General features: G+C 73.3%; 33 protein-coding genes, 5 tRNA genes and 1 pseudogene. 20 read left to right on the top strand and 19 right to left on the bottom strand.

The annotated features are described in order from the left end of the window. Positions 1-211: 211 nt before the first annotated feature. The 3 genes from ACWD5D_RS39650 to ACWD5D_RS39640 all read right to left on the bottom strand — a co-directional run bounded on the left by ACWD5D_RS39650 (position 212) and on the right by ACWD5D_RS39640 (position 1,495). Positions 212-400: a hypothetical protein gene (locus ACWD5D_RS39650; RefSeq protein WP_351228595.1), complete on the bottom strand. Its 189-nt coding sequence runs from the start codon at positions 398-400 to the stop codon at positions 212-214. Between the two features lie 62 nt (positions 401-462). Beyond that, on the bottom strand, positions 463-852 hold the full coding sequence (locus ACWD5D_RS39645) for a hypothetical protein (RefSeq protein ID WP_450707678.1): 390 nt from the start codon (positions 850-852) through the stop codon (positions 463-465). Positions 853-904: 52 nt separating this feature from the next. Next, the gene (locus ACWD5D_RS39640) at positions 905-1,495 is read right to left on the bottom strand and encodes an LPD29 domain-containing protein (RefSeq protein ID WP_450707679.1); all 591 of its coding nucleotides are present in this window, start codon (positions 1,493-1,495) and stop codon (positions 905-907) included. A gap of 380 nt (positions 1,496-1,875) precedes the next feature. On the opposite strand from ACWD5D_RS39640, the gene ACWD5D_RS39635 reads away from it, so the two are divergent. The 8 genes from ACWD5D_RS39635 (at position 1,876) to ACWD5D_RS39600 (ending at position 6,184) form a co-directional block, all read left to right on the top strand. Further along, positions 1,876-2,415, top strand: a complete 540-nt coding sequence (locus tag ACWD5D_RS39635) for a hypothetical protein (RefSeq protein WP_450707680.1) — start codon at positions 1,876-1,878, stop codon at positions 2,413-2,415. A gap of 127 nt (positions 2,416-2,542) precedes the next feature. Next, positions 2,543-2,619: transfer RNA gene (locus ACWD5D_RS39630), tRNA-Ala, on the top strand. A gap of 119 nt (positions 2,620-2,738) precedes the next feature. Then, a tRNA-OTHER gene (locus ACWD5D_RS39625) sits at positions 2,739-2,808 on the top strand. Positions 2,809-2,986: 178 nt separating this feature from the next. After that, positions 2,987-3,062, top strand: a tRNA-Glu gene (locus ACWD5D_RS39620). Between the two features lie 22 nt (positions 3,063-3,084). Beyond that, a tRNA-Asp gene (locus tag ACWD5D_RS39615) sits at positions 3,085-3,155 on the top strand. A gap of 256 nt (positions 3,156-3,411) precedes the next feature. Further along, positions 3,412-3,487, top strand: a tRNA-Glu gene (locus ACWD5D_RS39610). 84 nt (positions 3,488-3,571) lie between these two features. Further along, positions 3,572-3,784 carry a hypothetical protein gene (locus ACWD5D_RS39605; protein ID WP_351228603.1) on the top strand — a complete coding sequence of 71 codons (213 nt, stop codon included), beginning with the start codon at positions 3,572-3,574 and terminating at the stop codon, positions 3,782-3,784. A gap of 1,950 nt (positions 3,785-5,734) precedes the next feature. Continuing rightward, entirely contained in the window at positions 5,735-6,184 is a 450-nt protein-coding gene (locus ACWD5D_RS39600) for a hypothetical protein (RefSeq protein WP_450707681.1), read from the top strand. A gap of 240 nt (positions 6,185-6,424) precedes the next feature. Here the strand turns inward: ACWD5D_RS39600 and ACWD5D_RS39595 are convergent, their stop codons facing one another. The 13 genes and pseudogenes from ACWD5D_RS39595 to ACWD5D_RS39535 all read right to left on the bottom strand — a co-directional run bounded on the left by ACWD5D_RS39595 (position 6,425) and on the right by ACWD5D_RS39535 (position 15,439). Continuing rightward, positions 6,425-7,342, bottom strand: coding sequence for a hypothetical protein (locus tag ACWD5D_RS39595; RefSeq protein ID WP_451377640.1), 918 nt, complete (start codon positions 7,340-7,342; stop codon positions 6,425-6,427). Next, entirely contained in the window at positions 7,339-7,587 is a 249-nt protein-coding gene (locus tag ACWD5D_RS39590) for a hypothetical protein (RefSeq protein WP_450707683.1), read from the bottom strand. The genes ACWD5D_RS39595 and ACWD5D_RS39590 overlap by 4 nt, the downstream gene beginning before the upstream one ends. Positions 7,588-7,996: 409 nt before the next feature. Then, on the bottom strand, positions 7,997-8,353 hold the full coding sequence (locus ACWD5D_RS39585) for a hypothetical protein (RefSeq protein WP_451377651.1): 357 nt from the start codon (positions 8,351-8,353) through the stop codon (positions 7,997-7,999). Between the two features lie 440 nt (positions 8,354-8,793). Next, positions 8,794-9,012: pseudogene (locus ACWD5D_RS39580) on the bottom strand (helix-turn-helix transcriptional regulator); the annotation flags it as partial. 9 nt (positions 9,013-9,021) lie between these two features. Beyond that, positions 9,022-9,300: a hypothetical protein gene (locus ACWD5D_RS39575; RefSeq protein WP_351228613.1), complete on the bottom strand. Its 279-nt coding sequence runs from the start codon at positions 9,298-9,300 to the stop codon at positions 9,022-9,024. Positions 9,301-9,960: 660 nt separating this feature from the next. Beyond that, positions 9,961-10,782, bottom strand: a complete 822-nt coding sequence (locus ACWD5D_RS39570; protein ID WP_450707685.1) for a TniQ family protein — start codon at positions 10,780-10,782, stop codon at positions 9,961-9,963. Positions 10,783-11,257: 475 nt separating this feature from the next. After that, a complete protein-coding gene (locus ACWD5D_RS39565; RefSeq protein ID WP_450707686.1) occupies positions 11,258-11,653 on the bottom strand; it encodes a hypothetical protein in 396 nt (131 codons plus the stop codon). A 170-nt stretch (positions 11,654-11,823) separates the two neighbouring features. Further along, positions 11,824-12,471 carry a hypothetical protein gene (locus ACWD5D_RS39560; protein WP_450707687.1) on the bottom strand — a complete coding sequence of 216 codons (648 nt, stop codon included), beginning with the start codon at positions 12,469-12,471 and terminating at the stop codon, positions 11,824-11,826. A 68-nt stretch (positions 12,472-12,539) separates the two neighbouring features. Next, positions 12,540-13,256 (bottom strand): hypothetical protein, encoded by a 717-nt coding sequence (locus ACWD5D_RS39555; RefSeq protein ID WP_450707688.1) that lies wholly within the window; start codon positions 13,254-13,256, stop codon positions 12,540-12,542. 140 nt (positions 13,257-13,396) lie between these two features. Beyond that, positions 13,397-13,699, bottom strand: a complete 303-nt coding sequence (locus tag ACWD5D_RS39550; protein WP_451377639.1) for a hypothetical protein — start codon at positions 13,697-13,699, stop codon at positions 13,397-13,399. A gap of 165 nt (positions 13,700-13,864) precedes the next feature. Beyond that, on the bottom strand, positions 13,865-14,110 hold the full coding sequence (locus tag ACWD5D_RS39545) for a hypothetical protein (RefSeq protein ID WP_450707690.1): 246 nt from the start codon (positions 14,108-14,110) through the stop codon (positions 13,865-13,867). Positions 14,111-14,231: 121 nt separating this feature from the next. Continuing rightward, positions 14,232-14,498, bottom strand: a complete 267-nt coding sequence (locus tag ACWD5D_RS39540; RefSeq protein ID WP_450707691.1) for a hypothetical protein — start codon at positions 14,496-14,498, stop codon at positions 14,232-14,234. A gap of 263 nt (positions 14,499-14,761) precedes the next feature. Then, on the bottom strand, positions 14,762-15,439 hold the full coding sequence (locus ACWD5D_RS39535) for a hypothetical protein (protein ID WP_450707692.1): 678 nt from the start codon (positions 15,437-15,439) through the stop codon (positions 14,762-14,764). 253 nt (positions 15,440-15,692) lie between these two features. On the opposite strand from ACWD5D_RS39535, the gene ACWD5D_RS39530 reads away from it, so the two are divergent. The 8 genes from ACWD5D_RS39530 (at position 15,693) to ACWD5D_RS39495 (ending at position 19,572) form a co-directional block, all read left to right on the top strand. Continuing rightward, positions 15,693-16,115 carry a hypothetical protein gene (locus ACWD5D_RS39530; protein ID WP_451377638.1) on the top strand — a complete coding sequence of 141 codons (423 nt, stop codon included), beginning with the start codon at positions 15,693-15,695 and terminating at the stop codon, positions 16,113-16,115. Positions 16,116-16,248: 133 nt separating this feature from the next. Next, complete coding sequence (locus ACWD5D_RS39525) at positions 16,249-16,677, top strand: hypothetical protein (RefSeq protein WP_450707694.1); 429 nt, start codon at positions 16,249-16,251, stop codon at positions 16,675-16,677. A gap of 151 nt (positions 16,678-16,828) precedes the next feature. Continuing rightward, complete coding sequence (locus tag ACWD5D_RS39520) at positions 16,829-17,284, top strand: hypothetical protein (protein ID WP_450707695.1); 456 nt, start codon at positions 16,829-16,831, stop codon at positions 17,282-17,284. 202 nt (positions 17,285-17,486) lie between these two features. Continuing rightward, positions 17,487-17,897, top strand: a complete 411-nt coding sequence (locus ACWD5D_RS39515; protein WP_450707696.1) for a hypothetical protein — start codon at positions 17,487-17,489, stop codon at positions 17,895-17,897. 65 nt (positions 17,898-17,962) lie between these two features. After that, on the top strand, positions 17,963-18,304 hold the full coding sequence (locus ACWD5D_RS39510) for a hypothetical protein (protein ID WP_450707697.1): 342 nt from the start codon (positions 17,963-17,965) through the stop codon (positions 18,302-18,304). A gap of 68 nt (positions 18,305-18,372) precedes the next feature. Further along, positions 18,373-18,876, top strand: a complete 504-nt coding sequence (locus tag ACWD5D_RS39505) for a hypothetical protein (RefSeq protein ID WP_450707698.1) — start codon at positions 18,373-18,375, stop codon at positions 18,874-18,876. Next, the gene (locus ACWD5D_RS39500; RefSeq protein ID WP_450707699.1) at positions 18,873-19,193 is read left to right on the top strand and encodes a hypothetical protein; all 321 of its coding nucleotides are present in this window, start codon (positions 18,873-18,875) and stop codon (positions 19,191-19,193) included. The genes ACWD5D_RS39505 and ACWD5D_RS39500 overlap by 4 nt, the downstream gene beginning before the upstream one ends. 64 nt (positions 19,194-19,257) lie before the next feature. After that, the gene (locus tag ACWD5D_RS39495; RefSeq protein ID WP_450707700.1) at positions 19,258-19,572 is read left to right on the top strand and encodes a hypothetical protein; all 315 of its coding nucleotides are present in this window, start codon (positions 19,258-19,260) and stop codon (positions 19,570-19,572) included. Between the two features lie 168 nt (positions 19,573-19,740). Here the strand turns inward: ACWD5D_RS39495 and ACWD5D_RS39490 are convergent, their stop codons facing one another. Then, positions 19,741-19,881: a hypothetical protein gene (locus ACWD5D_RS39490; protein WP_451377637.1), complete on the bottom strand. Its 141-nt coding sequence runs from the start codon at positions 19,879-19,881 to the stop codon at positions 19,741-19,743. Positions 19,882-20,125: 244 nt separating this feature from the next. Here ACWD5D_RS39490 and ACWD5D_RS39485 point away from each other — a divergent pair, with 244 nt between their 5' ends. The 4 genes from ACWD5D_RS39485 (at position 20,126) to ACWD5D_RS39470 (ending at position 23,218) form a co-directional block, all read left to right on the top strand. Further along, positions 20,126-20,827 carry an endonuclease domain-containing protein gene (locus ACWD5D_RS39485; RefSeq protein ID WP_450707702.1) on the top strand — a complete coding sequence of 234 codons (702 nt, stop codon included), beginning with the start codon at positions 20,126-20,128 and terminating at the stop codon, positions 20,825-20,827. A 584-nt stretch (positions 20,828-21,411) separates the two neighbouring features. Then, on the top strand, positions 21,412-22,380 hold the full coding sequence (locus ACWD5D_RS39480) for a transcriptional regulator (protein ID WP_450707703.1): 969 nt from the start codon (positions 21,412-21,414) through the stop codon (positions 22,378-22,380). Positions 22,381-22,705: 325 nt separating this feature from the next. Continuing rightward, positions 22,706-22,969: a hypothetical protein gene (locus ACWD5D_RS39475; RefSeq protein WP_450707704.1), complete on the top strand. Its 264-nt coding sequence runs from the start codon at positions 22,706-22,708 to the stop codon at positions 22,967-22,969. Between the two features lie 93 nt (positions 22,970-23,062). After that, positions 23,063-23,218, top strand: coding sequence for a hypothetical protein (locus tag ACWD5D_RS39470; protein WP_450707705.1), 156 nt, complete (start codon positions 23,063-23,065; stop codon positions 23,216-23,218). 89 nt (positions 23,219-23,307) lie between these two features. Here ACWD5D_RS39470 and ACWD5D_RS39465 read toward each other — a convergent pair whose 3' ends face one another. Further along, positions 23,308-23,595, bottom strand: coding sequence for a hypothetical protein (locus ACWD5D_RS39465; protein ID WP_450707706.1), 288 nt, complete (start codon positions 23,593-23,595; stop codon positions 23,308-23,310). 68 nt (positions 23,596-23,663) lie between these two features. After that, the gene (locus ACWD5D_RS39460; RefSeq protein WP_450707707.1) at positions 23,664-24,344 is read right to left on the bottom strand and encodes a hypothetical protein; all 681 of its coding nucleotides are present in this window, start codon (positions 24,342-24,344) and stop codon (positions 23,664-23,666) included. Positions 24,345-24,877: the final 533 nt, after the last annotated feature.

Here is a 24,877-nt window from a genome sequence, read left to right as displayed (position 1 = left end):
TCTCGGCAAGCACTCCTCGAAGTCGACTGCGCCGCCGGCGGCTTCGCGGCGGAGGAGCCCCTGCAGCGTCTCGGCGACTGCCGGCGCATCCGGCAGACGCGCAGCGGCGCCCGGCAGAACCGCTGGCAATCCTCCGAGCCCCTTTCCGGGCCTCTCGCCCGCCTTGCGCTCCACTGGGCAGGGCGGGCGCCGGTCTGGCCCGGCGCCCGGGCTACTCCTCGTACTCGTCCCCGCAGTCGGCGCAGGTGCGGATGCGGCAGTTGTCGTCCGAGCAGTTGAGGCCTACGCATGCCTCGTACAAGTGGCCGTACTCCTGGCAGGAGCTGGTCTCTGCCATGTCGAAGGTGCCGTCGGTGGCGCTTTCGACGGGCGAGTAGCCGACGGCGGCACCATCTGCCATGTGTTCCCTCTCGTTCCGGAAAGGACTGGACGGGTCGGTCTGCACGAGTACGCGGGGGCTCGTCAGTGGGCTTCGCTGGCGACCTTGGACGTGGTGGGGGTGCGGTCGAGGGGCGCAAGGGCGCGCAGTACGGAGGAGATGCCCCGGCCGTCGGTCCAGTTCCACCTGATCCCCTTGGGCATGGCCACGCCCGTCACCGGGTCGGTCTTCACCTCGCGCGGATCCTCGACCCGGGTGCCGGGGACGACGTAGTGGTGATAGACCACGGCCCACTTCTCGTGCGGAGCATGGCCGACGACGACGTAGTAGTCGTTGGGCAGGCGCAGCAGCGCGACGGTCCAGTCGTCCGGGGCGTTGGTGGGGTAGATGACGCGGATGCCGAGGTTGCCTGCGCCGGGGATGGCGGGCAGCGGACCACGCAGCGCGAGATCGTCGGTCTTGCGACGGGGCATAGCGGAACTCCTTGAGGTGTAGGGAGTGGCAGGGCGCCGAGGGGCGTCTCGGTCAGCCGCGGTTCAGGTGGATGGCGTAGACGTGCGGGGTGCCGTTGTGCGTGCGGCCGCCGACGCTGACGCTGATCCGTCGGGCCCGGCGGCCCGCGGAGTTGCCATAGCTGGCCAGCAGCGGGGCCGTGACGGTGGCCACGGCGGTGCGGGTGGGGCCCCCGCTCCAGCTGACAGTGATCTCGTACGGAGCAAGGCCCTTCGCGTCGCGACGGCCGCAGCGCACGGAGAACTTCTGACCCGGGAACGCGGAACGCAGCAGGCGACGCAGGTGCACCGCGGTGACGCGGGTGGAGACGTAGCACCCGGCGTGCCCGCGCTCCTCCTCGGTCATGCGAGGCACGACCGAGGTGTGCCGCACGTGCTGAGGGCCGGTGGGCTGGCCGTCGAGCGTGACCAGCTCGTAGCGGGTGGCGGCGCGACCCATCACGACACCGGCTGCGCAGTGCTTACAGGCGCACGGCTGGACGATCCAGAAGCCGTGCGAGTCGGCCAGGGAGCCCCGGTACTCGACGACCGTGCCGGGCGCCAGGCGAAGTGCACGGTAGGCCGGGTCGGTCATGTCCTTGACGGTGATCACGGTGTCGGTCATGGCCTGTCCCCTCGGTTCTCACGATGCGGTGCGAACTTCCGTCCGCATTCACTAATTTACCCACCCTGGCGGTCGGGAGTCAAGTTTTACGCGTCATCATCTCGAGGGGGCGCGGAACGACGGAGGCGGGGGCGCTACGCGGCTCGCGCCTGCCTCCATCCGGGCTTCTGGGTGATGGGGGTGGCTGCTGATCGGGCGGCTTGCGCGACTCCCTCGGGCGGATGGGCGTCTGCGCCCCTCGGCTTCGGCCGCATGCCGGTCCACGGCGCCCTTGCCGCCTCGCCGGGACGCCGGCGCCCTCCTTGGCGCGTATAACTTGCCGAATGCCTGCAAGTCGGGTAATTTAGTGAACAGATCGAGTGCGACCGAGGGAGCTACTGATGGCCAACGCCACCACCGTGTCAAAGGTGCAGCCGCTGCGATTCGTGGACGGGGACACCGCCCGGTCCCCGGAGGGCATCTCCTGGCGGCGCGGCCTGCGTGCGCCCGGCGTGTGGGAGGCGTTCCCCTTCATCCCGGAGGCCGGCACCCTGGGCGACGGCCAGGTGCGGGACGCGCTGGCGGATCGTGACGGCTGGCTCTTCACGCCGGTACTGCCGTCGATGGGCGCGGCGCTGCCGGGAACCGCGTACGGAGTGGACGAGATCCGGGCGTTGGTTCTGCGCCCGGCGACGGCGGCGGTCATGTACGCGGTCCGTCTCGACCGGGTGCATGCGTTCCTCGGGAATGACCAGGGCGTGTTCCGGGAAGGCCTGCGCCCGGTCTCGCTGCGCCTGGCCGACATGCGGGCCTCCCTGGAGGGGGTTCGCGCGAGGCGCCCGGCAGCAGGGGTCACGTTCCACCGGCTCGGCGGCCGAGCCTATGTCAGGTACCCGGTCGGTGCCGCGCTGCACACGCATGTCTACCTCCTCACTCGCTGACTGGGGCGGTTGCGTGACGCGTAAAACTTGCCACGAGCGGGTCAATGGTGGTACGTTATACGTGTCCACGGGGGCGATCGATCCCGTGGACGCCGGACAGCAAGGAGCGGCCGATCCGCGTTGCCCGGCAGGTCCGTAGCTCAGCTTGGTAGAGCGGCCCCCAAGCCGGGGGCAGGTCAGGGGTTCAAGTCCCCTCGGATCGCGAAGTGCTGAGGTTGGCCCCTTCAGAGGCCCGGCCCCGCTGCGCGGGAACACATCGGCACGCTGCTCGGGCCCGGCTGGTTGATCGCCAGCTGGGTTGAAGAGGAGGGGACGCTCTCCTTGGGACGGTAGCTCAATTGGCTAGAGCAACCCTGCGGGGTTGGGTGCGGGTTCGAGTCCCGTCCGTCCACGACGTGCTGGCAGGGGAGGTGATGCTTTCCCCGGCGGATCCGCCCTGCTGGCACGCGTCGCTCGTGGCTCCTGGGGAGGGGCCATCAGCGGCCCTGCCCCCGGCCGGGGAAGGTGACGAGCAAGCCCGTTCGCGGGCCCTACCTGATCCGATCCCCGGCCGACGGCGGGAAACCCACACGCCCTCGTGGAGTAGTCCGGCTCATCTCGCCCCGTTCTCAGCGGGGAGACCGCGGGTTCGAATCCCGCCGGGGGTACGCAACGCGCCTTGGCGCGCAGGCTCTTGTCGTCCGTAGGTAGGGCACCGGGTTGTCAGCCCGGGGAACGGGGTTCGAGTCCCCGCAGGAGCGCTCACCGCTTGCCAGAAGCGGTGGCCCGGACTCGCCGGGACGGGACATGCGACCCGCGCAGCCCCCCACGCCGCGCGGAGGCTCGCTTTCCGTCCTGGCGGGGCACCCCTCCGGTCCCTCCCGGCGCAGGACATGCGACCCGCCTGGCTTGACGGCCAGGCCCCCGACTCGCTTCCTGCCCCGGGAGGCTCCACCGCCCCGCCCGCCCCGCCCGCCCCGTTCGGCATGTGCGGCACGAGCGGGACCGGTTGCACTGGCTCCTGTCGTCCATGCGTGTAAGACACCGGTCTTTCAAGCCGGGGAACGGGGTTCGAGTCCCCGCAGGAGCGCCACACACCGATCCGACGCCCCAGCGCCGTGCGGCTCACGAGCGAGTGCCAGCCCGCTGATAGCGGCACCAGGAGAAGGAGAGGACCATGCTCGAGGAGTTCGCTCGCGGTGACCGGATCTGCGTCGTGCGCTGCACTGACGAATACGACCCGCTGCCCGCCGGCGCCACCGGCTCCGTGCGGGCCTGGAACCCTCATCCCGGACTGCGTCAGCTCGCGGTGGACTACGACCCGCCACACGCCCACCGCCGCCTCATGCTCACGCTCACCGACGGCGCAGACGCCGTCGAGAAGCTGTAGCCCTGCCCGAAGAGTTGCTGCCTCCCGCGCTGCTCCCGGGCGATCGTGCAGCGGCCGACACCGCGTGCTCGCTGCAGCAGCGTCCGCGTGCTGTCGCCCGGCGGCCGTGCAGCGTGCGGCACGAGACCGGGCGCCGCTGCTGCACAGGTTCGTGCGGCATCGTCGATGCTGCCCGCCGACCGCCGGCAGCACCTGCAGCTCGCCGCTACCGCTGCAGGCCGCTGGTCGGCCCTGCTGGAAGACCAGCGGGCCGGGCCTCCTCCCGCTGCAGCGCGTCGACCGAACAGAGCTGATCCATCGGCCTCCTGACGCAAGGCCTTCGAGGACGAGGCCATGGAGGCAGCCGTACAGCCCGCCGCCAGTCTGCCAACGGGCTAGGCCAGGCGTGGCCGGTCCCCCCTCACCTCGGGGGCGCTCCTGCGTCACGCCCTGTGTCACAGCCCCCGTCACGGCGCCTGTCACGCCGGGCGAAAAGGGGCTCTGACCTGCACTTACCTGGGCTACGGCCGCGCTCCGGGCGTTGGCGTGACAACGTGACAGCCAGGCGCCGCGGAAGCCGTTATGGCCGCCGGCCGCCAACGTGTACCAATAGGAGCGCGGCGGTGAGGTAGGCGGTCGCTCGCCGCTCGTCGGCCAGGCGGCACTGGTCTGGGCACGCCTGGCTCAGCGCGCCGCGGACAGCCAGACAGGTCCACCAGCTCCGATCGCGCAACGGCAGCGCGGCTTGATCAGGGGCGTGTTGCTGCCCGCGGTCAAGCCGCGCTGCCTCGTCACGCTGCATCGGCGGGCTGTTGTAGCTCGCTGCCTTTTGAGTTCTGCTGCTGCACGAGCACTGCGAGGGCTGCAGTGCACCGCCTGGCAGCGTGCTGCACCATCTGCTGCACGGGCGTGCTCAGCAGCCGCTGCACAGGCGCGGGCGCTTCCGGCGCCTAGGTGCCCATGCAGCGGCTCAAGTCGGCGTCCGGATCCTCGCTCTCGTCCATCTCGGCAAACAGCCGTATGAAGAGGTCTACGCGGCCTTGGCGTGCTTGGCCGTTCCGTAGGCTTCCAGTGCGAGGACGGGTTGTTGCATGACGCCGTCGTCGACGAGGGCCTGTTGGCCGCAAGTCGGCCGGCTAGCGTCCTGGAGGCGGGCGGTGACGGCCTCCCATGCGAGTTCTCCGGCATCACGTACCAGCTGTCTGGCCCGCGGCCGTTCACGGCCGTACAGGGCAGGGCTGGCCGCGGCGCAGCGCGTGCTGTGCCGGACGAGCCGGCGTCACCGTCTGGGCTTCACCCGTTGTCCAGGCGGTGTCCCCGATACGCAAATGGCGGACCGGAGGTGTCACGGCCGCTGTCACACCTCCTGTCACGCCGCTTGTCACGTTGCGCGAAAAGTGCCCCTGACCTGCGGAAAACCCCACCTGCAGAGCAGCCACAGGGTAGGCGTGACAGCGTGACAGGTTGTGGGTGTTGCGGGGGTGGCAACGCTGGTTGTGGTGGTGCTGCGGGCTCGACGGGTGAGCTGGTCGGGCTGGCTGTGGTGAGGTGCGTGTGCAGCGTGTTTGGTGGCTGTGTGCGCCGGTCGGGCGGTTGAGGCGGGCTGGTGTAGCGCGCTGTTTGTGCGTGCTGGTGTGCCGTGTCGTGCTGGCGTGCGGTGCTCGTGTGTTGGTGGTGCCCGGCCGGCCTCTGGTCGGTGATGGTCGGGGTGTGGTGGTGCTGACCTGGTGTGGGCTTTGCCGTGGGCGTCGTATGGCGGCGGTGCCTTGTGTGCCGGGGTGGTTCTGGCTTGGCCGTCCGCCGCTGTCCGGGCCGCTCGGCGTCTCGGGGCGGCCGTGCGGTGCGGTTGCCTGAGCGTTATGGCGGTGGGTGGCGGAGTTGTCGTGTGGTGGCCGGTTAGGCTGCCGTGCTGGTCAGGCGGTGGTCATCGAGGGGACGGGACAAGGGGTGCGGGAGCAGGAAGCGGGCCGTGTGGAGGATGAGGCCGCGGCGGTGGAGGCTGCGCTGGGTCTGGCCGGGCAGGATGTGCCGTCGCTGCATCTGCCGCCCGCTCGGGTGGCGTTCCCGGCGGGTCTGGTGCGGCTGGCGGCGGTTGCGGCGGGGCGGGAGCGGTTGCGGTTGATGTTCGCTGAGCATCCGGGGTTGGTGTTGTGGCTGGAGAACCGTACGGACGGGCAGCGGGTCCTGGCGGCGGTGGAGCTGGAGCACGCCCAGGAGGCGCCGGATGCCCAGGTTGCCGAGGAGGCCGTCCAGGCCGCGGCGGGCCCGGAGCGGGCGGTGTTCCGGCGTCGGTGGGCGGTCACCCGGCGCAGTGACTACGACGAGTTGCAGGCCTACCTGGCCTCGCCTGCGCACATCGCGGCCGCCGACCAGACGCGTGCGGTGATGATGGACGTCTTCCGTCGGCGGCTCGGCCAGTAGAGGCGCCGCCCGGGGCTCCGCCCCGGGCGGCGCTGCGCCGGACCTGCCCGGCTGTTGCTCGCCGCCTGCGCCCTCGCCGGCGTCGGTGACCACGGCGGGGGTTTGGCTTGGCTGCGTCTCGGCGAGGTCGTCCCGCTGGCCGAGGTCTGCGGGCCGGGTCGGTCTTCGCTGCTGGTCACCCACCCCACCGGGCTGGGTGGTTGTCCCGGACGCCGCGGGCGGTGTGGCGCCGTGCCGGTCTTACTCCGGGGTGTGGGTGAGGAGGGCGGTGAGCTCGGCGCGCAGGTCGTGTCCGTCGCGGGTGGTGGCGGCTTGCTGCTGCAGTTGTTCGATCTCGTCGGCGGTGAGGCTGTCGATCCATGCGGTCATGCGGTCGTCGGCGGCTTGTTCCTGGGCGCGCAGCTGCTGGTCGTAGAAGTCGGGTTCGGGGGTGAGCCAGGGCCGGGCGGTCTCGTTGGCCCGGCGTGCCTCGGCCTGTTCGACGGCTGCGCAGGGGTAGCCGGCCCATGAGTAGCCGTCCGCCTCGGGTTCCAGCGTGCCGGTGATGCGCCGGCGGGCGGCGAGCAGCGCCTGGCGGGCGGGTTCGCTCGCGTGGCAGGCGGCGGCGAACGCGGTCAGCAGTTGCTCGCTGGGCAGCCGTTTGTCTTTCAGGGCCAGTTGGAGTGTGCTGCGGGAGAGTTGGCCGGCGGTTTCGGGGGCGGTGGCCAGGGCGCGCAGGGAGGGGTTGCCGGCTTCCTGGCGCAGCCGTCGCATGGCCCGGGCGAGTCCGGCTTGGGTGGTGATGTGGCCGGGTACCCACGTCACCTGGTGCGGGTGGGTCTGGGTTCGAGGGTGGAGGCTGCGTCCGGCGGCCTCCCACAGGGCGTGTGCCGTCTGTTCGGCGCGCTGTACGTCGGGCGGGGCGGCGCCGCGGCTCGCGCCGGCGGCGTGGGCCCGTGCGTGGACGGCGCCGTGTGTGAAGGCCACGACCACGCGCAGGGCGGGAAGCCGGCCGTCGAGGGTCTGGCGTACGGTCCGGCGCAGGGTCCGCTCGGAGACGGGCTGGTGGTGGTCGCTGGCGCGGCGGGCGATGGTGGCGTAGGTGAAGGTGCCCTTGATGCCGCGCAACCAGCCTCGCAGGAGCGCCAGTTCGACCGTGCCGGGGTGGGGGGAGCTCACCGGCCGGCCCTGGTGAGCGCGGCGAGGAGCTGGTGCGCGCGGTGGGGGAGCAGTAGCAGGGCGGCGGCCGAGGCGATCGCGGTCAGGACGGCGGGGATCGGCCGCTCGAGGGCGGTGAGGACCGTCACCGCGGTGATCGCGGTGACGATGACGGCCGCTTCGCCGGCGCCCAGCCGCCCGGCGGCCGCGGGGGGCGGCGGGACGGTTGCGGGCGGGGTGGGTTCGTCAGGCGGGACGGTGGGCATGGCGGTGTCCCTCTTGGGAGTGTGCGGGTGACGGACCGGGCCGGGGACGGGAGTTGCTGTCCGGCGTGGTGAGGATGATGGTGGCAGCGCTGGTGCCCGCGGTGCGAGCCGGTCGCCACGCCCTCCGGAAGGTACGTCGGCCGGGCCGGGCAGGCGTGGGTGCTGGTGGTGGGCGAGAAGCGGTCAAGAGCTGTCCACACCGCCCCGGAGCTCCGCCCCTCCATCCCGGCCGGTGCTGCGCCGTCCTCGCCCGTCCGCCTGGGGCTGCTGTCCGCACTGTCCGGAGCTGTCGTGGCCTGCTGCGCGCCTGGTCGTTGGCCCGCACTGTGTCGCGGGTGGGTCCGTACGGCCGGGCACGGGCCCGCAGGCGAAGGCCTTTGCCCGACCGTCGGCGGGCCGCGGTGGGTGTCTACGCGGTGCGGGCGGCCTCGGCCGGCTGGGTGTTCTTGGCTTGCCAGACCGCGGGGGCGCCGCGCAGCACGTGGCTGTCCTTGCGGACGGTGATGGGTCCGCCGCGCTGGAGGCGGGAGGACTTGGTCTCCACGACGACGAGGTCGCCGCGGGGGCCGAGGACGCCGATGCTGTCGGGGCCTTGCAGGGCGGGCGGGAGGCTGTTCAGGTCGGCGAACAGTTCTCGGGCGGTGCGCATGACGTGGTCGAGGGTGCGGGGCGGGGCGGTGCCGTTGCGGTGGGCTTCGCCGGCGATGAGGTAGGCGGTGCCGACGGTGAGGGCGGTTTCGATGTCGTCGGGGGACATGGTGTCCATGAGGTTCTTGAACCAGGGGCTGATCTTGGCGGTGCCGCGGCCCGGTCCGGCTGCGGTCCTGGGGGGCGGGGGTGCGGTGCGCCGGCTGCGGGCGGCGCGGATGCGCTGGAAGGCCTCGCGGTAGTGCCGCTGGGCGGAGGGGCGTACGCGGCAGACGTCGAGGAAGGTCTGCAGCTGGTCGGCGTCGGCGGGCAGGCCGCGGCGCTTGATGATGCGCCAGGCGGTCGTGCGGTCGTGCGGGGGATCGGGGTGCGGCCGGCGGCCGGGCGGACGAGGTCGCCGGGGGAGGGGGCGCCGGCGCGTTCGTACTCGGCGGCGAGGGCGGCGCCGAGGTCCTGCTCGGTGTGGATGAGCGCCGGGGCGGGTGCCTCGAGGCCGCGGAGCCGGCCGCGGCGTTCGGTGCGTCCCTGGTTGCGCAGGACGAGCGCGCGGTCGCGGGCCGTCCGGTCGCCTCCGCAGGCGCGCACGAGGGCGTCGAGGACGGCCGTGGAGGGCGCGGCGGTGCCGGACTCGGCGCGCTGGACGGTGCCGCGGGAGACGGCCGCGGCCAGGGCGAGGTCGCGCTGGGACATCTGGGCGCCGGTGCGCAGCGCGACCAGGTGCTCGGCGAGGCGGGCGAACGGCAGCCGGGGGCCGGCCGCGGGGCGGGGCGAGGTCACGGCCGGCCCCTACTTGCCCGTGCCGGAGCGGACCGCGGCCTCGACGAGGACGGCCATCAGCCGGCGTCCGCCGCCGGCCGCGGCGAGGGTGGCCGCGCCGATCGCTCCGCAGCCGCCGAGCAGGGTGATGATGTCGCCGGTCGGCGTCCCCCTGAGGAACAGGACGGTGCCCAGCGTGAGGAAGACGATCAGCAGGATCAGCGCGTGCGTGGGCCCCAGGCGCCCCTCGGACGGCGCCGCGGGCGCCGCGGGTCCGGCGGGCGGGGGAGGGGAGGGCAGGTCGGTCATGGTGCGCAGGACTCCGTCCTGACGAGGGCCCGGCCGGGCGGCCGGGACCCGGGCTGGTGGTCGCAAGCACACGCAGCCCTGCGGCAGTTGGCCCTGCGGGTGCGGGGCTGCGCGGTACGCAACAGCCTTCCACGGCCGCCCCGGCACCCACCCCGCACGCTGCCCGGTCTGTCCGTTTCGCCGCTTCGTGGCCTCATGGATGTTCCGCTTGCCGCCCGGGAACTTCTGCGCCGCCGCAGCCCCGTACAGCAGGCTGGTGCCGGTGAGTTGACGGCGCGCGGGGGCCCGTACGGCCCATCGTTGGTTCCAGCGCGCTTGCGGTCTGGGCCCCTTCAGTAAGACGCTGCTCAGCACCGATGCCAACGGTCATCCGTTGGTATCGCCCTGACGGCGCGTTGGTCGCAAGCCCGGGCTTCAGGACACACGGCGAGCGCGTTGGCCCGCGACCGCCGACACCGGCCGGTACCGCCTCGGTGCCGGCCCTCGGTGTTTCCGGGCGCGGTGCGAGCCCCGCGCCCCTTCCGCCTCGTCGCCGACCGCCCGGTACCGCAGGCGCAGCACGGCGACCCGCGGCACGCCCGGCACCCGACGCCGTCGGCACGGGCCGGCCGCCAGCCTCGCGCGGAGCGCCGGATTCGACGCCCGCGCGGGCCTGCCGCGTTACGCGTTCGGCGGTGTGTCTGCGTCGGCCTCCTGGCCGATGCCGAGCTCTTTCAGGATCTCGTCGACGAGGCGGGGGTCCGTGGGCAGGGGGCGGTCGCCGGCGGGCCAGGGCAGATCGAAGGGAAAGGTGTGGGTAAGTGCGGGGCCGGGCCAGTCGAGGCTGCGGGGCGGGTCGGTGTCGATCAGGAGGGGCCGGGTCGTGTCCGACGAGAGGGCCAGGAGGCGGGCCAGCGCGGGCGCGTCCGCCACGGTCTTGCCGTCGCTGGGCCGGAGGGGCGTTTCGTTCAGCTGGATCCCCTGGCGGCGGGCCCATTCGAGGACGAGGCCGGCACTCGTGCGGGTCTTGCCCTCTCCGCCGGGCCGGATCGTCTTGCTGCTCACGATCTCCCGGGAGGTGCGGCGGAGAGCGTCGTAGGCGGCGGCCGCGGCCGTGCCGATGGGGGTGGGCGGGCTGGCGAGGGCGTGGGCCTGGGCAGGGGTCATGCCGGTGGCCGCGACGAGGGCCTGTACGGCGTCGTCGGGCAGCCGGCCGCGGGTGAGTTCGGCCAGGCGCCGGGTGGCGGAGGTGCCGGGCTTCAGGCCGAGGAGTTCCATGGCCCGGTGCAGGTGGGTGCCGGTGGCGGCCGCGACGCGCCGGATGTAGCCGGGCAGTGTCTCTGCGGGCCGGGGCAGGGGAGCGGCGGGGATCCGTGCCGGGGTGGCCTGCTGGGAGGCGCGGGCGGTGACGGCTGCGCGGGCCTGCTCCAGGGTGGTGTGGGGGTGCTGGCGCCGGTACGCGCGCACGGCGCGGTCGAACTCCCGGGTGCGGCGGTTGGTCATGACGTCTCACGTCCTCGATCGGCCTGCTGCCCCACACGCGCCGGCCGGTCCAAGGATGGATGAGGCCATGACGAAGCTGCTCGCGCGAGTCTCAGACGTCTGCGGTCCCCTTCGGCGGTGTGGGCGTCGAGGTGGTGGACCGGGCGCGGCGCGGTTGCCCGATGGTGCGCCGCCATCGTAGCGACCGCGTCGGACACCCTGAGGAGAGGCTGCCGTGGCTTGGCCGGGATGCTGCGCTCTGCGGCCGGCCCAGCGCGCCCGGGCCGCGAGCTCCCGCTGTTCCTGGCCCGCGCGCCCGGGTCCGTGAGCGGGCTGCCGTGTGGTGTCCCCCCGATGGCCTGCGTAGATGCGGGAGTTGGCGTGACGGTGGGGCGGATCCGGCCCCGCCCCGCCCCGGCTGGCTGCTGCTCGCGGCCGCCGGGCGGGCGTCGGGCTGGTGTGGTGCCTGTTCGTGCGCCGCGCCGCTTGGGCCGGGTCAGGCGGGGGTGATGGTGATGGTGAACTCGGTGCCGTCGACGAGCTCGACGCCGACGGTCGTGCTGTCGGGGATGTTCCAGGCCTGGCCGATGCCGGTCTCGCGGGTGAGCCAGGTACGCAGCCGCTCGGCGAGCGCCTGGTGCGTCTCGGCGCCGGGCTCGGCGGGGCGGGGCGGTTCGTCGTCGGTGGAGACGGTGACGGCCAGGAGGAGGCCGCCGGTCAGCCGTACGGCGACAGTGGCGGGCGCGTCGGGGTGGACGGATGCGTCGGCGATGTCGTCCTGGGCGGCGAGCCAGTCGCGCACCTCGCCGGCGGTGGTGGCGCGCAGGGAGGCGTCGCGTGCGGCCTCCCGCCGGCGCGCGGCGTCGATCTCGGCCTCGGAGAACAGGGGCATGGGGGACCTCCAGGGGTGTCGGGGGGTGGCCCTTCTCGCAGATGGAGCGGGAGTTGGGCCGGGTCAGTGCAGTGATCTGGGTCGGCAGCCCGGCCGGTAGCCGTCCCGCCCGGCGCCGCCGCGCGGGATCCGGGGAGATTGAAGGCCCAGCGGCGCGCCCGGGCGCAGGGTCAGCGCCAGGGCTCGCGCAGGGCACTGGACTCGACGCCTTCGATGGCCTGTTCCTCGGCGTCCTGCCAGGTGGCGGCCCGGACGGTGACGCTGAAGCGGCCCTTGGTGTCGGTGTAGGCCCAGGGCCGTTCGTAGAGGTCGACCCGGGTGCTCTCGCCGGCGACGATTCCGGCGACGTCGAGCGAGGGCGTGGCGCCGTGGTGGTCGATGATTCCGAAGACGGTGAACGTCTGCTTGTCGTCCGGCTGTTCACCGCCGGCCGGGGTGCTCTCGGCGGCCTGGGCCCGGTGGGCACGCGCTTCGAGCCAGGCCCGGGCGGCGTCCTCCCAGCCGCGGTCGGCGACGAGGCGGGTGAACAGGTCCGGGAAGCCGGCCGGTCCGCTGGGGCCGGGCTCGGCGTCCATCTGCCGGGCGAGGCCGGCCGCGTCGTCGGCGGGGACGCTGAGGTGGGGCAGGTGCGGGTCGTAGGCGGCGACGTCGAAGCTGGTGCCGGCGGGGGCGCCGGTGCCGCGGACGCCGTAGTCGAGGGTGTAGGCGAACCCCTGGGCCCTCACCCGCTCGGTGAACGGGCCGACGCGGACGGTGGCGTGGCCGGGCTTGGTGACGATGACGCTGAAGGGGCCGGTCGCGGCGGGGGCGGTGGGCATGGGGCGGGCCTTCCGGGTGGACGGGGCGGGGCGGCGTGTGCGGCCGCCCCGGGGGCGGGTGCTGCTCGTCAGGAGGCGGGGGTGGGGACGCGTTCGATGTGGGCGAAGACCACGGTGTCGGCGGCGTGGTGGTCGAAGCCGCGCTCGGCGCCGTGGTAGGTGAACTTGTAGGTGCCGGGGGTGACGTCGACGACGGTGTACTTGCCGAGCAGCCTGTTTCCGGGGTGGCCGCCCTTGGCCTTCCAGTCGTCGAAGTCGGCGATCGAGTACGCCCACAGCTCGGTGCTGATCTCCGCCAGGCACGCCTCGTCGGGCAGGGAGGGGACGTCGTTGTCGTCGCGGACCGGGGCGGCGATGACGTAGCTGTTGGCTCCCTGGCGGTACAGGCCGGGGCAGGTGTTGTTCACGTTGCCGAAGGCGCATCCGAGGGCCGCCATCGCCTCGATGACCTGCTTCTTGCCGAGGGCGCTCCCGTAGTTGGCGCCCGCGTCGAAGTCGACGTCGTAGACGTCGCGCAGGTCGTCGGTGACGATCAGCTTCCCCGAGGGCACGTCGAGGGTGATCTCGGTGGTGATGCCCATCGGGTAGGGGCACGGGTCCTGGACGTGGACGGCGCCCTCGCGCAGGACGTACGTCGGCGTCTGGTCGCAGCTGGCGCAGCTGAAGCGGGCGCCGATCACGATCGGTTCCCCGCTCCTGGTCCCGGTGAGGACCTGCACGGCGTCGGCGCGCCGGGGCATCAGGTCGTGGCCGTTGGTGTTCAGGGGCGTCTGGTCGGTCGCCATGGCTGAGCTCCTCGGTGCTGTGGGTGTGCCGGGCTTACCGCTTCCGCAGTGGCGTGCCCCCTGGCTTCGATTCACTAATTTACCCATAATGCGGGCCAATGGTCAAGTTTTACGCGCCATGTGGGCGGGGTGCGGGGCGGTCAGCGGGGGCCGGTGAAGACCACGGCGGGGGGTTCGCCGTCGCGCGGCGGGCAGCCTCCGTAGGGCTGCTGGCACAGTCCCCGGCAGTGCCGGCAGCTGTCCCTGGGGGAGTGCGCGCACGGCCGGCCGCACGGGTTGCCGGCGCGCTCGCGGACGAGTTCCACCTGCTCGGGCCAGATGCCTCCGTCGATGCCGGGGAAGAACAGCAGGCCGTCCAGCAGGCACGCCACGTCGAGGACCTGGTCCCGGGCGGCGGGGTGCAGGATCCGGACGGTGTTGCCGGCCTTGTAGCGCCTGGTCATGCTCGTATCTCCAAGGGGAGTCCCGGGGCCTGGGTCCCGGGGGCGGGCTGGACGTTGTTCCGCGCGCCGCGGCGCGGGTGCTGGGTGCGGGGCGCGTTCGCCCCGGGCGGGGCCGGGCGGCGGGCGCGGTCGCCCAGGCGCCGCGCCCGGCTGGGCGGTTGCCGTCTATTGCGTCGGCGGAGCGAAGGCGAACGGCGAGAAGTCGCGGATCACCAGACGCTCTCCGGGCTCCAGGGGGACCGAGCTGTAGTCGCGGGTGGTGAAGGTGCAGTGGCCGCCGCTGAAGCCGTCGTGCGACCACTTCAGGTTCGAGCACCGGAGGGCCGCGCTGTCCGGCGCCATCCGGATGGTGCCGTCGGCGCAGAGCGGGCAGGGTATGCGGCGGTGTCCGGGGCCAGGGTTGAGGGCCATCTGCGGTGCTCCTTCTGTCGGGGTACGGGATCACGCTCCGAGCCCCGCCCATGGGGCGGTCCTTCGGCGTGTGCGCGGGTGGGAGACGGGCGGGGGCGGCCTGTGCGGGCCGCCCTGGGGGTCAGATGCCGAACTCGCACCACTCGCAGAAGTCCCAGTTCGCGGGGACGTAGCCGCCGCAGTCGGGGCACAGGTCGTCGTTCTCGTCGTCGACCGGCGCGACGGAGTCCGCAAGGACGGTGATCGAGCAGCGGTCGATGTCGAGCTTGATGGAGACAAATCCGGTGAGGGCCGCAGGGCCGTTGTAGATGCCGGGGAGCTTGCCCGGCCCCCAGGTGATGCGCGCGCCGGAGGTGAGGGTGTTGGGGGTGGTGATCGTGGCGCTCATCGGGGCTCCTTCGGGGTGTTCTCCGCTTCCATTCACTAATTTACCCACTATGGGGCGTGAGGTCAAGTTTTACGCGCTGTGCGGGTGGGGGGATTCCCGGGGGTGCTCGCACGACGTCCTGCTGCTCGTTGCGGTCCAGGCCGGCCCCGCCCGCCGGCGCGCCGTGGCGGAGAGGGCGGCGAGCGTCACGGCGGCAACTCCACCCGGATCAGGGGGCCATGGGAGGGGGCGCACCTCGGCGGCCGCGGGATGCGCCGGACGGGTCACAGCTGCGGGGCGTGGGCGGCCAGGGGCTCGGGGACGGCCTGCGTGTAGAGGCCTTCCAGGCCGGAGGGGGCGATCAGGCCCCAGGTGAAGGTGTCGGTGTCGGCGTAGAACTGTCCGCGCCGCGCGTGCGGGGCGGCGTACGGGCGCAGGACGCCGACGCCGTAGACGCCGAGCGTGCCGTCGAGGAACCCGTCCTGCTGCTCGGGGGTGACGTCCGGCCCGTACCGGTAGAACTCCTCGTCGGCGACGACGGCGAGCACCGCGGTGGGGTCCTCGTCCAGGGCGTTGCTGCGCCGCCACGCCATGTCGGCCATCGCCTCGGCCGCGGTGGGGCGGGTGTTGAGGTAGAGCACGCCGTCGCGGTGGTCGGTGACCTCGGCCGTGTCGTACAGCCACGCCTCGAACCGGTCCGGCGCGTACATGCCGATGCCGCTGTGGCGGCGGCGCAGGAAGCCGAAGGGCTCGCCGTCGAGGCTCACCGGGTGCTGCTCGGTGCAGACCTCGCAGGTGACGCCGACGTGGGGCAGGAAGCGCTGCAGGCGGGGGCGGCGGGCGAAGCGGGTGGCGCAGTTGCAGCAGGTGTACACCGCCCAGCCGGAGACGTCGCCGACCGTGTCGTGGTGGCACCGCGGGCACTGGTGGGGCTTGTTGCTGTCCCAGTTGACGACGGTCATCAGGCTCTCCTCCTGCACGGCGGACGGGGTGGGGCGTCACCCGCCCCTCTATCCACTAATTTACCCACATGGGGGGTGTGGGTCAAGTTTCACGCGCCACACCCCCGACCCCCGGGAGGTCGGCATGCAGGGAGGGTGAGCATCCTTGGGATGAGGCGCGTATAACTTGACCGCATGCCGAGTGGTGGGTAAATTAGTGAATGCAGGTTGCGGCCGGGAGGTAACCCGGCTGCCTGGCGGAGGAGTTGAGAGGGTGCAGGAGAGCCGTGAGGGCCTGAAGGGCGTGCTGGCGCAGATAGCGTGCCGGGGCACGGACGTGCTGAGCCGCCCCGACGCGGTCAGGATGAAGTGGCTGGTCTGCGAGGACGGGACGTACCTGTCCGTGGCCGCTGCGGCGTCGGTGGGCTCGTTGCCCTTCCGCTCGGGGGGCCCGTACACGCACGTGGAAGTCGGCTACCCCTCCGTCCTGCCGCCGCCCCAGTGGGCGCAGGAGTATGAAGTCGAGCCCGGCGTGTATCGGCGGGTTCCCGTGGAGGCGGTCCAGGAGTGGATCGATGAGCACGGCGGTGAGGCGGCCGCGTTCTCGGTGGAGGACCACGCGAGGAACTGGGCCGCGCTCCTGGCGAACCCGGTGCGCCGCGGTGGCCGCCGCTTCCGCGGCTGGTTCCGCGGCTGACGCCCCGCCCCGACCGGGCCGAAAGAACCCCCGCTGCCCCCTGGAGGCTGCGCCGCCCGTACCGCCCATCGCGGCGCCCCGCACCGGGGCGCCGCGCCCCGCCCCCTGCCGACTGCTGAATGCGAGGACCCGCGTGATCCGTGAGACCGAATTCCTGATCTCCCGCAAGCCGTTCGCGATCGACCTGTCCACCGTTACCGCCGAGCTGCGCCCGCACGGCGGCGATGACCCCTACTACAACCTGCGCGGGCAGGCCGACGCGGTCTGGTTCCGCCGGCAGAACGGCGTGACCCGGGCCTGCATCGGCTCGCTCATGCTGTTCCGCCACTACCTGCGCGAGCCGGTCGGCCTCGACGACCCGCACGACATCCTGTCCGCCGACCTGGACGGCCGCTACGGCGGCGACTGCCACGGCCGCTGGGACGGGGAGCGGTACTGGGGCGCGCAGGAGCCCGACGTGATGGAGCGCCACCTCGCCGTCCTGCGCCCGATGCTCGCGAACTACCCGAGCCTGCCGCCCGGTTATGACGGGTGGTGGACGTTCCAGGCCTCTGCGCGCTGACCGGCCCGCCCCGCCCGGCACGCGCTCTGGTCGGCGCGCCCAGAGCGGGCGGCACCTCACCAAAGGGCGCGCGTATAACTTGACCACCCTTCGGGAGGGTGGGTAAATTAGTGAATAACGGCGGAAGAGCCGCCGGCCGAGGAGGAATCACGTGATCGACCACGCCGATGTCGAGCTCGCGCCGGCGGAGACGTCCGAGGGTGCCGGCGCTCCGGCGCAGGTTCCGGCCGGCAAGCACTGCCCGCGCTGCGACCGCAACGCCCTGTACGGCATCGAGTGCGCGCACTGCGGCCACATCATCATCACGGCCCTGGTGGTGAAGCCGTGCCACCCTCCGGCCTGGTTCGAGGGGTGCTGCCCGGTCTGCTTCACCGCCGATCCGGAGATGTGGGAGGTGCGCGGCCGGCTGATGTGCACGGTGTGCGCGCAGGGCCGCAGCCGGTGGGGCGACCGGGTGAAGGCTGCACCGGGGTGGCGTGAGCATGCGCGCCGTGTCGTGGCGTGGGTCGACAACCCGGGCGAGCTGTCGTACGCCACCGCGTACGCGGACGGTCCCGGTGGGCCGGACGCCCTGGCCGATGAGTCCGGGGCGGCGCGGGACTCCTGACGGAACGGCTGCGCCTGGCCGGGAGCTGCGCCCCGGCGGCCGGCGCCCGCGGCTCCGGCCGCGGGGGCGGAACGGTGTGCCGGGCCGACCGCCAGCCATCGCAACGCGTAAAACTTGACCTCAAGCCGGAGTGTGGGTAAATTAGTGAATGAGGGGAGGGGGTCGCCTCCCGCATCCACCGATCTGCACATCAGGAGTTGCCGTGTCCGCCGCCCAGGGCCTTGCTGCCGACGAGTTCCCCTTCACCGCGCTGCCGGTCTGGCCGGAGGACGACCACACCGGCGACGCCTACGACTGGATGCGCGAACTGCCCCTCGGCTGGGAGGCCCTGGGCGTGTGGGGCACCGAGGGCTGGGACCTGGGCTGCTGGCCGTACGAGGCCGTCGCGCACTTCGACGATGTCCTGGACGTGATCTACGGCCTGGCCCACTACGTCGAGGGCGACGTCACCGTCCGGGCCTTCTCCTCCCGCGAGGCCCGTGATGCCGCGACCGACGAACTCGCCCTGAGCACCTGGCTGCAGGTGGGCAACGGCCCCCGCGAGGGACTGCCCGCCCGTAACACCCCGGCCGCCGAGATCCCCGCCCGCTTCCGCGGCCCCTACCGCGGCTGACACCGCACCCCTGCCGGGCCCCGACCGGGGCCCGTGACCAACACCGTGCCCTCCAGGAGGCGTTGATGTCCCGCACCGCTCACCACCGGCGTGTGCGTCCGCTGCGCGCGGGCAACCCGGCCCGGCGGATGGTCGACGACAAGGCCGCCGTCCGCAAGGGCATCCTGAAGTCCGGTGCCCGCGACGAACACGGCTTCCCCGACTACAGCAGCAGCGTGACCGTCTGGGCCAAGCCCGGCGTCCGCAAGGCCTACCAGAGCACCGCTCACCGCCGCGACCGCAGGGCCGCCCGCGAGGCGCTCGCCACCGCCGCCTACCAGCGCGACCCGGCCCGCCGCCAGGCCGTCCGCACGGAGCGCGCCCTGACCCCCGTCGTACGCCGCACCGTGAACTGGGACATGACCTGATGCTCCCGGCCCGCGCGCCCCGGACAACCGCCCCCACACCTTCCGCCCGCCACGACCAGGAGACCCCGATGACCACCACCGACAGCGGCGCCGGCACCTACGAGAGCGACCTCGCGGCCGCCAAACGGGCGGGGACCGGATGGGGCTGTGTCTGCGGGGAGGACAACCCGCCGTCGTACGACGCCTGTTACTTCTGCCAGCGTCCGTCCTGGACGTGCGCGGCCTGCGGCACGGTGAGCAGCTGCGCCCGCGGCGAGTGCGCCGAGTGCAGCAACACCATGCCCGCCGAGCTCCTCGGGGACCGAGCCGAGGGCTTCGAGATGACCCACGAGGAGTGGGTCACCCTGCAGGTCGGGCCCCGCGCCGTCGCTGGCCGCTACGACCACGGCGACACGGCCGGCGCGTACGAGGTCCTCGCCATCGACCGCGGCCCCCGCACGAGCTGGCCGACCTGGCAGATCACCGTCCGCTACGCGCGGGACGGGAGGCAGACCACGCACTGCACCGGCTGGAACCCCGCCCGGGACCGCATCCTCGCCCGCCCCGCGGGATCCGGGAGCGAGCCGGCGTGACGGCGCTTCCCGCACCGCCGCCGTGCCCCCAGTGCGCGTACCCCACCGAGCCGTTCGCCGCCTGCGGCGAGGACATCTGGCGCTGCCCCAGGTGCAGCCGCCGTACGTACGGCACCGGGGACCCGGACGACGACGACCAGCTCCCCGCGTTCAGCGAGACGGACGCGGACGGCCGCCTGGTCTGCTACCTCGGCACCGGCGACATCGACGTCGAGGCGACGGCCGAACTGGCCGCCCAAGACGCCCCCGACGACGAGGACGACGAGGACCGCCACCAGGCGGCGCACACCCTCGCCCCCGCCCATCACCAGCCCTGAGCCGCGCCCGCGCGCTGTTCGGGACCGGACGAGACCCGCACCGCACACAGAGAGGGAGAGTTCCATGGTCACATCGGTCTGGGTCGCGGAGAGCGTTCCCGCCCACCTGGTCTTCGAGAGCCAGGAGACGGCCGGCGATGCGCTGTCGGCGCCGGTGGTCGTGCTGCGGCACCGCGCGCGCAAGTCGGCCGCCCGCGCGATGGCCAACCACCTCTACGTCCAGGGCCGCCGCCGGCCCGCGCTGCACGGGCTGTTCCACGCGGCCGGGGACATGTTCGCCGCGTCCGCCAGCTGTGATCCCGGTGCCGCCCCGGTGCTGTGCATCAACGGCCGGGTGTACCGGCTTCGCCAGGAGACGCAACCCGCACCGGATGCCTGACCGCGCCGGGAGCCGGGGTCCTGCGGCCTCGACGGGAACCACGGGCGCCTCGGCGCTCCCGCAGACACGCCGGCAGAGCGGACCCCCCGGCAGGAGGCCGCCCCCGTGAGCCCGGCCGTGACTCTCCTGTTCCTGCTGGTAGGGGAGTTGTCCAGGGGTTGTCCGGAGTTATCCGGCGTGGTCGTACGGCGCCTCGGCGGGCTGTCCCGGACGATCACCCGGCTGCGCGCCGCCGAAGGCGCCGGTGCCCGCCGGCCCGGGCTGATGATGGGCATGGCCGGCGGCGAACTCCTGCAGCCAGCGGGGCATGGGTCGGAAGGAGCCGGGGATGACCGTGTGGGCACGCCTGGCCGCGTGGTCGAAGCGAGGCCGCGCCCCCGCCGGTGCCCCCGTATCCGCCGAGCCCGTCCGGCGCCCGTCGGATACCTCCGCCCCGGCCTCCGCCCCGGCTGCTCCTGCCCTTGTCCCTGGCGGCGGGCGCTCGGCGAGGACAGCGGACGGACCTGGCCTGCTGCGACCGCCGCATGCTGCCAGGGCGGTCCCGGTCCCGGTGGTGCCGGCCCAGCAGTGGCAGGCCCGCCGCGACCCGCCACTGCTGTACGCGCGGATGTCGAACGCCGAGCGGGCCCGGCTGCTCCAGCAGCGCCCCGACTGCGAGTTGTGCCGGCGCAGGCCGTCGGCCGCCGTCGACCACGACGCGAAGACGGGCCGGGTGCGCGGCGCGGTGTGCAGGAGCTGCAACAGCTGGCTGGGGTCGATGGAGGCGGCGCTGCGCGTGCCCCGCCGCAGGATGCAGAACCAGGCGGCGTACCTGCACTGGCGGTTCGAGGCCGGCGGGGTGGCCGCGCTGGCCTGGTACCCGGGGGAGCTGTCCTATCTGGGCACGACCGAGGAGGAGTTCGCGGACGGCCTGCGGCGGCTGCGCCGGCTGGTGCCGGTCCCGTACGTGTACTGGACCGAGGACGACGGGCCGGTCACCCGCGACACCCAGTGGACGAAGATCGGGCCCCTGGTCGACGTCGAGGAGGCGGAGCGGCACCACCACCGTCTTCGCTGCGCCTTCGATGACCGGCAGGTGGTCCTGACCACCTTCGAGCCGGACGACGGGGTGAACAGCCCCTTCCCCCGCGGCCTGGTCAAGCCCTTCACCGGCGACGCCCGCTCGCTGTTCGGCGCGTGTCCTGACCGCATGCCGGCCAGGAACACGACCACGCCTCCCGGCCGCCGGTGGACCGCGGTGCGCGCCCCACGCTGAACTGCGGACCACCCGGGCCGCTCCGACCCTGTCACCCTGTGGTGTCCCCCCACTGACCTGCGAAGACTCGTCAGACGACGTGACAGCACGCGGCTTTCACCATCGGCGCCACGCCGCCATCCCGGCCCGCTCGGGCTGCCGCCGGCGGGGTCTTTGCCGGCCCGAGCTGCTGCGCCGCGGCGCTCCCATCGCCCCTGGTAGGGGAGTTGTCCAGGGGTTGTCCGGAGTTGTTCAGCCCGGCCTGCCGTACGGTGCCGCGGCCGACTGTTCCGAGGCGTTCGGCATCGTTCGGCGATGTTCGCCGATGTTCGGCGAACACCCGTGTCCGGCCCGCCCGTACGGCGCCCCTGCCGGCATGCCGCCCTCGTCCTGGGATCCCGGCCGGCCGCCGCCTCGAGCCTCCGGGCCCGGGGAAGCCCGCGGCGTACGGCGCCGCCAGGCCCGTGGAGGCCTTGGTGGCCGACCGTGGGCAGGGCGCACGGCGGACCGGGCCCGTGCGCCCTGCCGCAGACCGCGGCGCCACCCGTAGCGTCGTCCCCGGCGGGCCGGCAGCCGGCCGGGACCACCTGGACGGGAGGGGCGGTATGGAGCGGCGCAGGGTACTGACCGCGGGCGTGGTCGTGGCCGCGGCGGGCGTCGTACGGCTGGCACCGGCGTGGGCCGCGGCCGGCCCGGAAGCCCGGTTGTCCGCCGCCGATGTCGCCCTGGGACAGCGGCTGTTCGCGGCGGGCGCGTACGAAGGCCTCGGCCGGCTGCTGCCGCTGCTCCTGGCCGGCGCGGACCGCAGCGAGCGCGAGGGCCCCTCAGGCGCCGCCCTCGCCGCGCGGGTGCGGGTCCTGGCCTCCCGGCTGGCGGTCAAGCAGGACCGGACCCAGGACGCCGGCGTCCACGCCGAACGGGCCGGCGCCGCGGCGCACCGCTCGGGCGACGCGGTGGTGCTCGCGGCCGCGGCCCGGGCGGCCGCACCCCCGCTGCGCCGTACCGGCCGCGCCGGCACGGCCTTGTCCCTCCTGCAGGAGGCCCACGACCAGCTGACGGCCGGCCCCCGGCCCACCGCCGCGCATCTCGACGCCGCGGGCATGGTGGCGCTCACCGCCGCCTACACCGCCGCCCAGGCCCACATGCCCGCCCCCGCACGGGACTTCGCGGCCCAGGCCGAGCAGACGGCCCACCGCCTCGCGGCCCGTCATCCGCACTCCGCCGGCCCGCCGCGGGAGTTGTCCGCGGCCCAGTGTGCCCTGTACCGGATCGGCATCCACCGCCACCTCGGCGACGTCGACACCGCCCTGGCGTACGCCGCCGCTCTGGAGCCGGCCGGGCTGCTCACGCCCGAGCGCCGGGCCCGCGCCGCCACTGACACCGCCCGCGTCCTCCTCGATGCCGGCGATACCACCGCCGCCTTCGCCCAGCTGCGCCTCGTCGAGCTCGCCGCGCCGCATGAAGCCCGCCGGCCCTCGGTGCGCGCGTTGACGGCCCGGATCGCCGAGCGCCGGCCCGATCTGCCGGGCCTCATCGGCTACGCCCGCAGTACGACCATGGCGGCCTCCCGCTGACCTGCGAACTCCGCCTCCACGCCTGGACGGTGTGCCGCCCTGGCCGCGAAGGAACCGCGCCGCCGGAGTGTCTGCTGCCCCGATCCGCGCCCGGCCCGGTGCCGGCGCACCAGCTGCTCACAGCAGTGCCGCTCGCCGCCTCGGCGGCGGCGCCGGTGCCGTGGCGGCGCGCTCGGGGTGTACCGGCACGCTGATGCCGCCGCGGCCTTTCGCCCGCTGCACCTCGGCGACCCACACCCCCAGGGGAAGCGTAAAACTTGACTCATAGCCCCTCGATCGGGTAAATTAGTGATTAATTGGTCGGGGAGAGTCAAGGAGGAAGCCGGTGAAGGTCGCGATCGTCTACATGAACACGTCGGGTGTGTACCGGGTGCACGGCGAGAGCTGCCGGGACGCGGCCCGGGAGGCCTCCCAGAGCGACTGGGCCACCCCCGTGATCGTGGACGTCGACAGCCGCCAGGCGGCAGCGGAGTGGATGTGGGGCGACGTCGCCACCGACAGCGCCGAAGAGGGCTCGGAGCAGTGGCGGGAACTGTGCGCCCAGTACGCGGCCTCCGACACCCGGTTCCTCCCCTGCTGCTCGCTGTAGACCCGCACCGAAGACCCACCACCGTCTGCCCCAGCACGGGGCGGACGGCCACCCGCCGAGAGGGGAGAAGCAGTGCCACACGAGGACGAGTACGTGACTCTGACGGTCGTGGTGAAGCGGGGAGGCACGCAGGATGACCCCTGCGACGTCCTGCTCGACGAACACGCCGACGTGCTCTTCGTCGGGCACCAGGACGGAGTCACGCCCCACGCCCTGGCGCTGGGCGCGGATCCGAGCAGCTGGACCTGAACAACGCCCCCTGCCTCAACCCGACGCCACCAGACGGTCCTTGACACGTCCGAGGCCAACCGCTCCGCTGCGGCCCCGCGCCGAGCGGTTCAGCCGGCGCCCGGGACCGAGCCGTCATCGCCGGTCCCGGCGAACAGCCGCATGAAGAGGTCCATGCGACCCTCGGCGTGCTTGGCCGCTCCGTACGCCTCCAGCGCGGCGCCGAGCCGGCGCATGACGGCGTCGTCGACCAGGCCCTCGGTGAAGGCCGACCCGGAGGGAAAGAGCGCGTCCGCGTCCGGGTCCTCCTGGCGCAGCTGGGCGAGGTTGGCGTCCTGGATGCTGGCGGTGACCGCCTCCCAGGCCAGCTCCTCGGCCTCACGCACAGGGCTTGGCACACGAGGATCGTCCGGGGTGTCCACACCGCCACGGTAGCCCTCCGCCCAGCAGCCCGCGCCCCTGCCCGTCAACCCGTGGTGTCCCCCTCCTGACCTGCGGCGCTCCCGGCCGACTGGAGGGCGAGCGCCTCGAGTCGGGCCAGGCCGCGGGTGAGGCCGGCACGCCAGATCTCCCCGGTGGTGGTGACCTGCGCGGAGAGCCGCTCGTACTCGGCCAGCGGCCCGACGAGTTCGGCGCGCCCTTCCTCGGTGAGCCGGTAGCGGGGCGGGGTGATCCCGGGGTTCGCATCCCGCCACCGGCGCAGCTCGGCGATCGCCTCCCGGGACGTCTCCCAGCACGCCTGGACGGTGCGCCTGACCAACTCGCCGTCCAGCCGGACCGAGACGTGCTCCGGGAAACCGCCGTCCCGTGACCCCGGCCACCGCCCCCGGCCCCACGCCTCGTCCGGCGCCTCCGGCCACTCGTCGTGATCCCAGCCACGCGCCCGCAGCTCCTCGCGCACCCCGTACGTGGCCACTACGTCCCGCGTGTCCAGCAACTCCCCTTCGGCACGCAGCCGCTGACGCTCCTTCTGCCACTGCCCCCGCACCCGCGCCGCCTCCTCCCGGCGCAGCCCGTACGTCCGCCACTGCGGGGCGGCCGACACCACCACCTCCCGCACCTTCTCCGCCTCCACCAACTTCGCCAGCCGATCCCGCACCCCGTGCTCCACCCAGATGCTGACCGAGTAGCTCGCAGCGCGCATCATGCCCCTTCACCGGCCCCTTTGTAACTTGCAAGTCTCCACACAGTACGCCCCGCCCGACACACGCCCCATCTGGATGTCTGTGCAACCCCCCTGAAATGACATCACCCGCCGCGCCCCACCCGCCGGCTGAGCGCGAAGCGCTCACAAGATCACAAACCCAGCAAGTCACAATCTGTAACCAGAGGCGCGAAGCGCCACACACCACAAAAAGCGAAGACTGCAAGCACCCCACAACTCCGTAGCGGAGCGAAGGAGTTGACCCACCATCACCCAGGGTCCGCGGAACGGCCCCGAACCCAACTCCCCCAAGCGCGCCAGCGCTTGAGCCTCACTCACTCCCAACCCCCCACAACTCCGCAGCGCAGCGGAGGAGTTGACCCACCCAACCACCAGGGCGCGGAGCGCCCCACCCGGCCACGCCGAGGGCGCCAGCCCTCGGCCACATGGAGGAGACCTCCGGGCGCGACCTGAAGACCTGGTCGACGAAGTGGCTGCAGACGGCCGGCATCAACATCCTGCGGCCCGAGGTCGCC

It is taken from the genome of Streptomyces sp. NPDC002520 (assembly GCF_053595235.1).
Note: the sequence above shows the minus strand (reverse complement) of the source record. Positions and strands in the feature narration are given on the sequence as shown.

Coding starts and splice junctions, on each gene's coding strand:
- ACWD5D_RS39650 (WP_351228595.1), bottom strand. CDS start 400: ATGGCAGATGGTGCCGCCGTCGGCTACTCGCCCGTCGAAAGCGCCACC.
- ACWD5D_RS39645 (WP_450707678.1), bottom strand. CDS start 852: ATGCCCCGTCGCAAGACCGACGATCTCGCGCTGCGTGGTCCGCTGCCC.
- ACWD5D_RS39640 (WP_450707679.1), bottom strand. CDS start 1,495: ATGACCGACACCGTGATCACCGTCAAGGACATGACCGACCCGGCCTAC.
- ACWD5D_RS39635 (WP_450707680.1), top strand. CDS start 1,876: ATGGCCAACGCCACCACCGTGTCAAAGGTGCAGCCGCTGCGATTCGTG.
- ACWD5D_RS39605 (WP_351228603.1), top strand. CDS start 3,572: ATGCTCGAGGAGTTCGCTCGCGGTGACCGGATCTGCGTCGTGCGCTGC.
- ACWD5D_RS39590 (WP_450707683.1), bottom strand. CDS start 7,587: ATGCCCACCGTCCCGCCTGACGAACCCACCCCGCCCGCAACCGTCCCG.
- ACWD5D_RS39585 (WP_451377651.1), bottom strand. CDS start 8,353: ATGGACACCATGTCCCCCGACGACATCGAAACCGCCCTCACCGTCGGC.
- ACWD5D_RS39575 (WP_351228613.1), bottom strand. CDS start 9,300: ATGACCGACCTGCCCTCCCCTCCCCCGCCCGCCGGACCCGCGGCGCCC.
- ACWD5D_RS39570 (WP_450707685.1), bottom strand. CDS start 10,782: ATGACCAACCGCCGCACCCGGGAGTTCGACCGCGCCGTGCGCGCGTAC.
- ACWD5D_RS39565 (WP_450707686.1), bottom strand. CDS start 11,653: ATGCCCCTGTTCTCCGAGGCCGAGATCGACGCCGCGCGCCGGCGGGAG.
- ACWD5D_RS39560 (WP_450707687.1), bottom strand. CDS start 12,471: ATGCCCACCGCCCCCGCCGCGACCGGCCCCTTCAGCGTCATCGTCACC.
- ACWD5D_RS39555 (WP_450707688.1), bottom strand. CDS start 13,256: ATGGCGACCGACCAGACGCCCCTGAACACCAACGGCCACGACCTGATG.
- ACWD5D_RS39550 (WP_451377639.1), bottom strand. CDS start 13,699: ATGACCAGGCGCTACAAGGCCGGCAACACCGTCCGGATCCTGCACCCC.
- ACWD5D_RS39545 (WP_450707690.1), bottom strand. CDS start 14,110: ATGGCCCTCAACCCTGGCCCCGGACACCGCCGCATACCCTGCCCGCTC.
- ACWD5D_RS39540 (WP_450707691.1), bottom strand. CDS start 14,498: ATGAGCGCCACGATCACCACCCCCAACACCCTCACCTCCGGCGCGCGC.
- ACWD5D_RS39535 (WP_450707692.1), bottom strand. CDS start 15,439: ATGACCGTCGTCAACTGGGACAGCAACAAGCCCCACCAGTGCCCGCGG.
- ACWD5D_RS39510 (WP_450707697.1), top strand. CDS start 17,963: ATGTCCCGCACCGCTCACCACCGGCGTGTGCGTCCGCTGCGCGCGGGC.
- ACWD5D_RS39505 (WP_450707698.1), top strand. CDS start 18,373: ATGACCACCACCGACAGCGGCGCCGGCACCTACGAGAGCGACCTCGCG.
- ACWD5D_RS39495 (WP_450707700.1), top strand. CDS start 19,258: ATGGTCACATCGGTCTGGGTCGCGGAGAGCGTTCCCGCCCACCTGGTC.
- ACWD5D_RS39490 (WP_451377637.1), bottom strand. CDS start 19,881: ATGCCCCGCTGGCTGCAGGAGTTCGCCGCCGGCCATGCCCATCATCAG.
- ACWD5D_RS39480 (WP_450707703.1), top strand. CDS start 21,412: ATGGAGCGGCGCAGGGTACTGACCGCGGGCGTGGTCGTGGCCGCGGCG.
- ACWD5D_RS39460 (WP_450707707.1), bottom strand. CDS start 24,344: ATGATGCGCGCTGCGAGCTACTCGGTCAGCATCTGGGTGGAGCACGGG.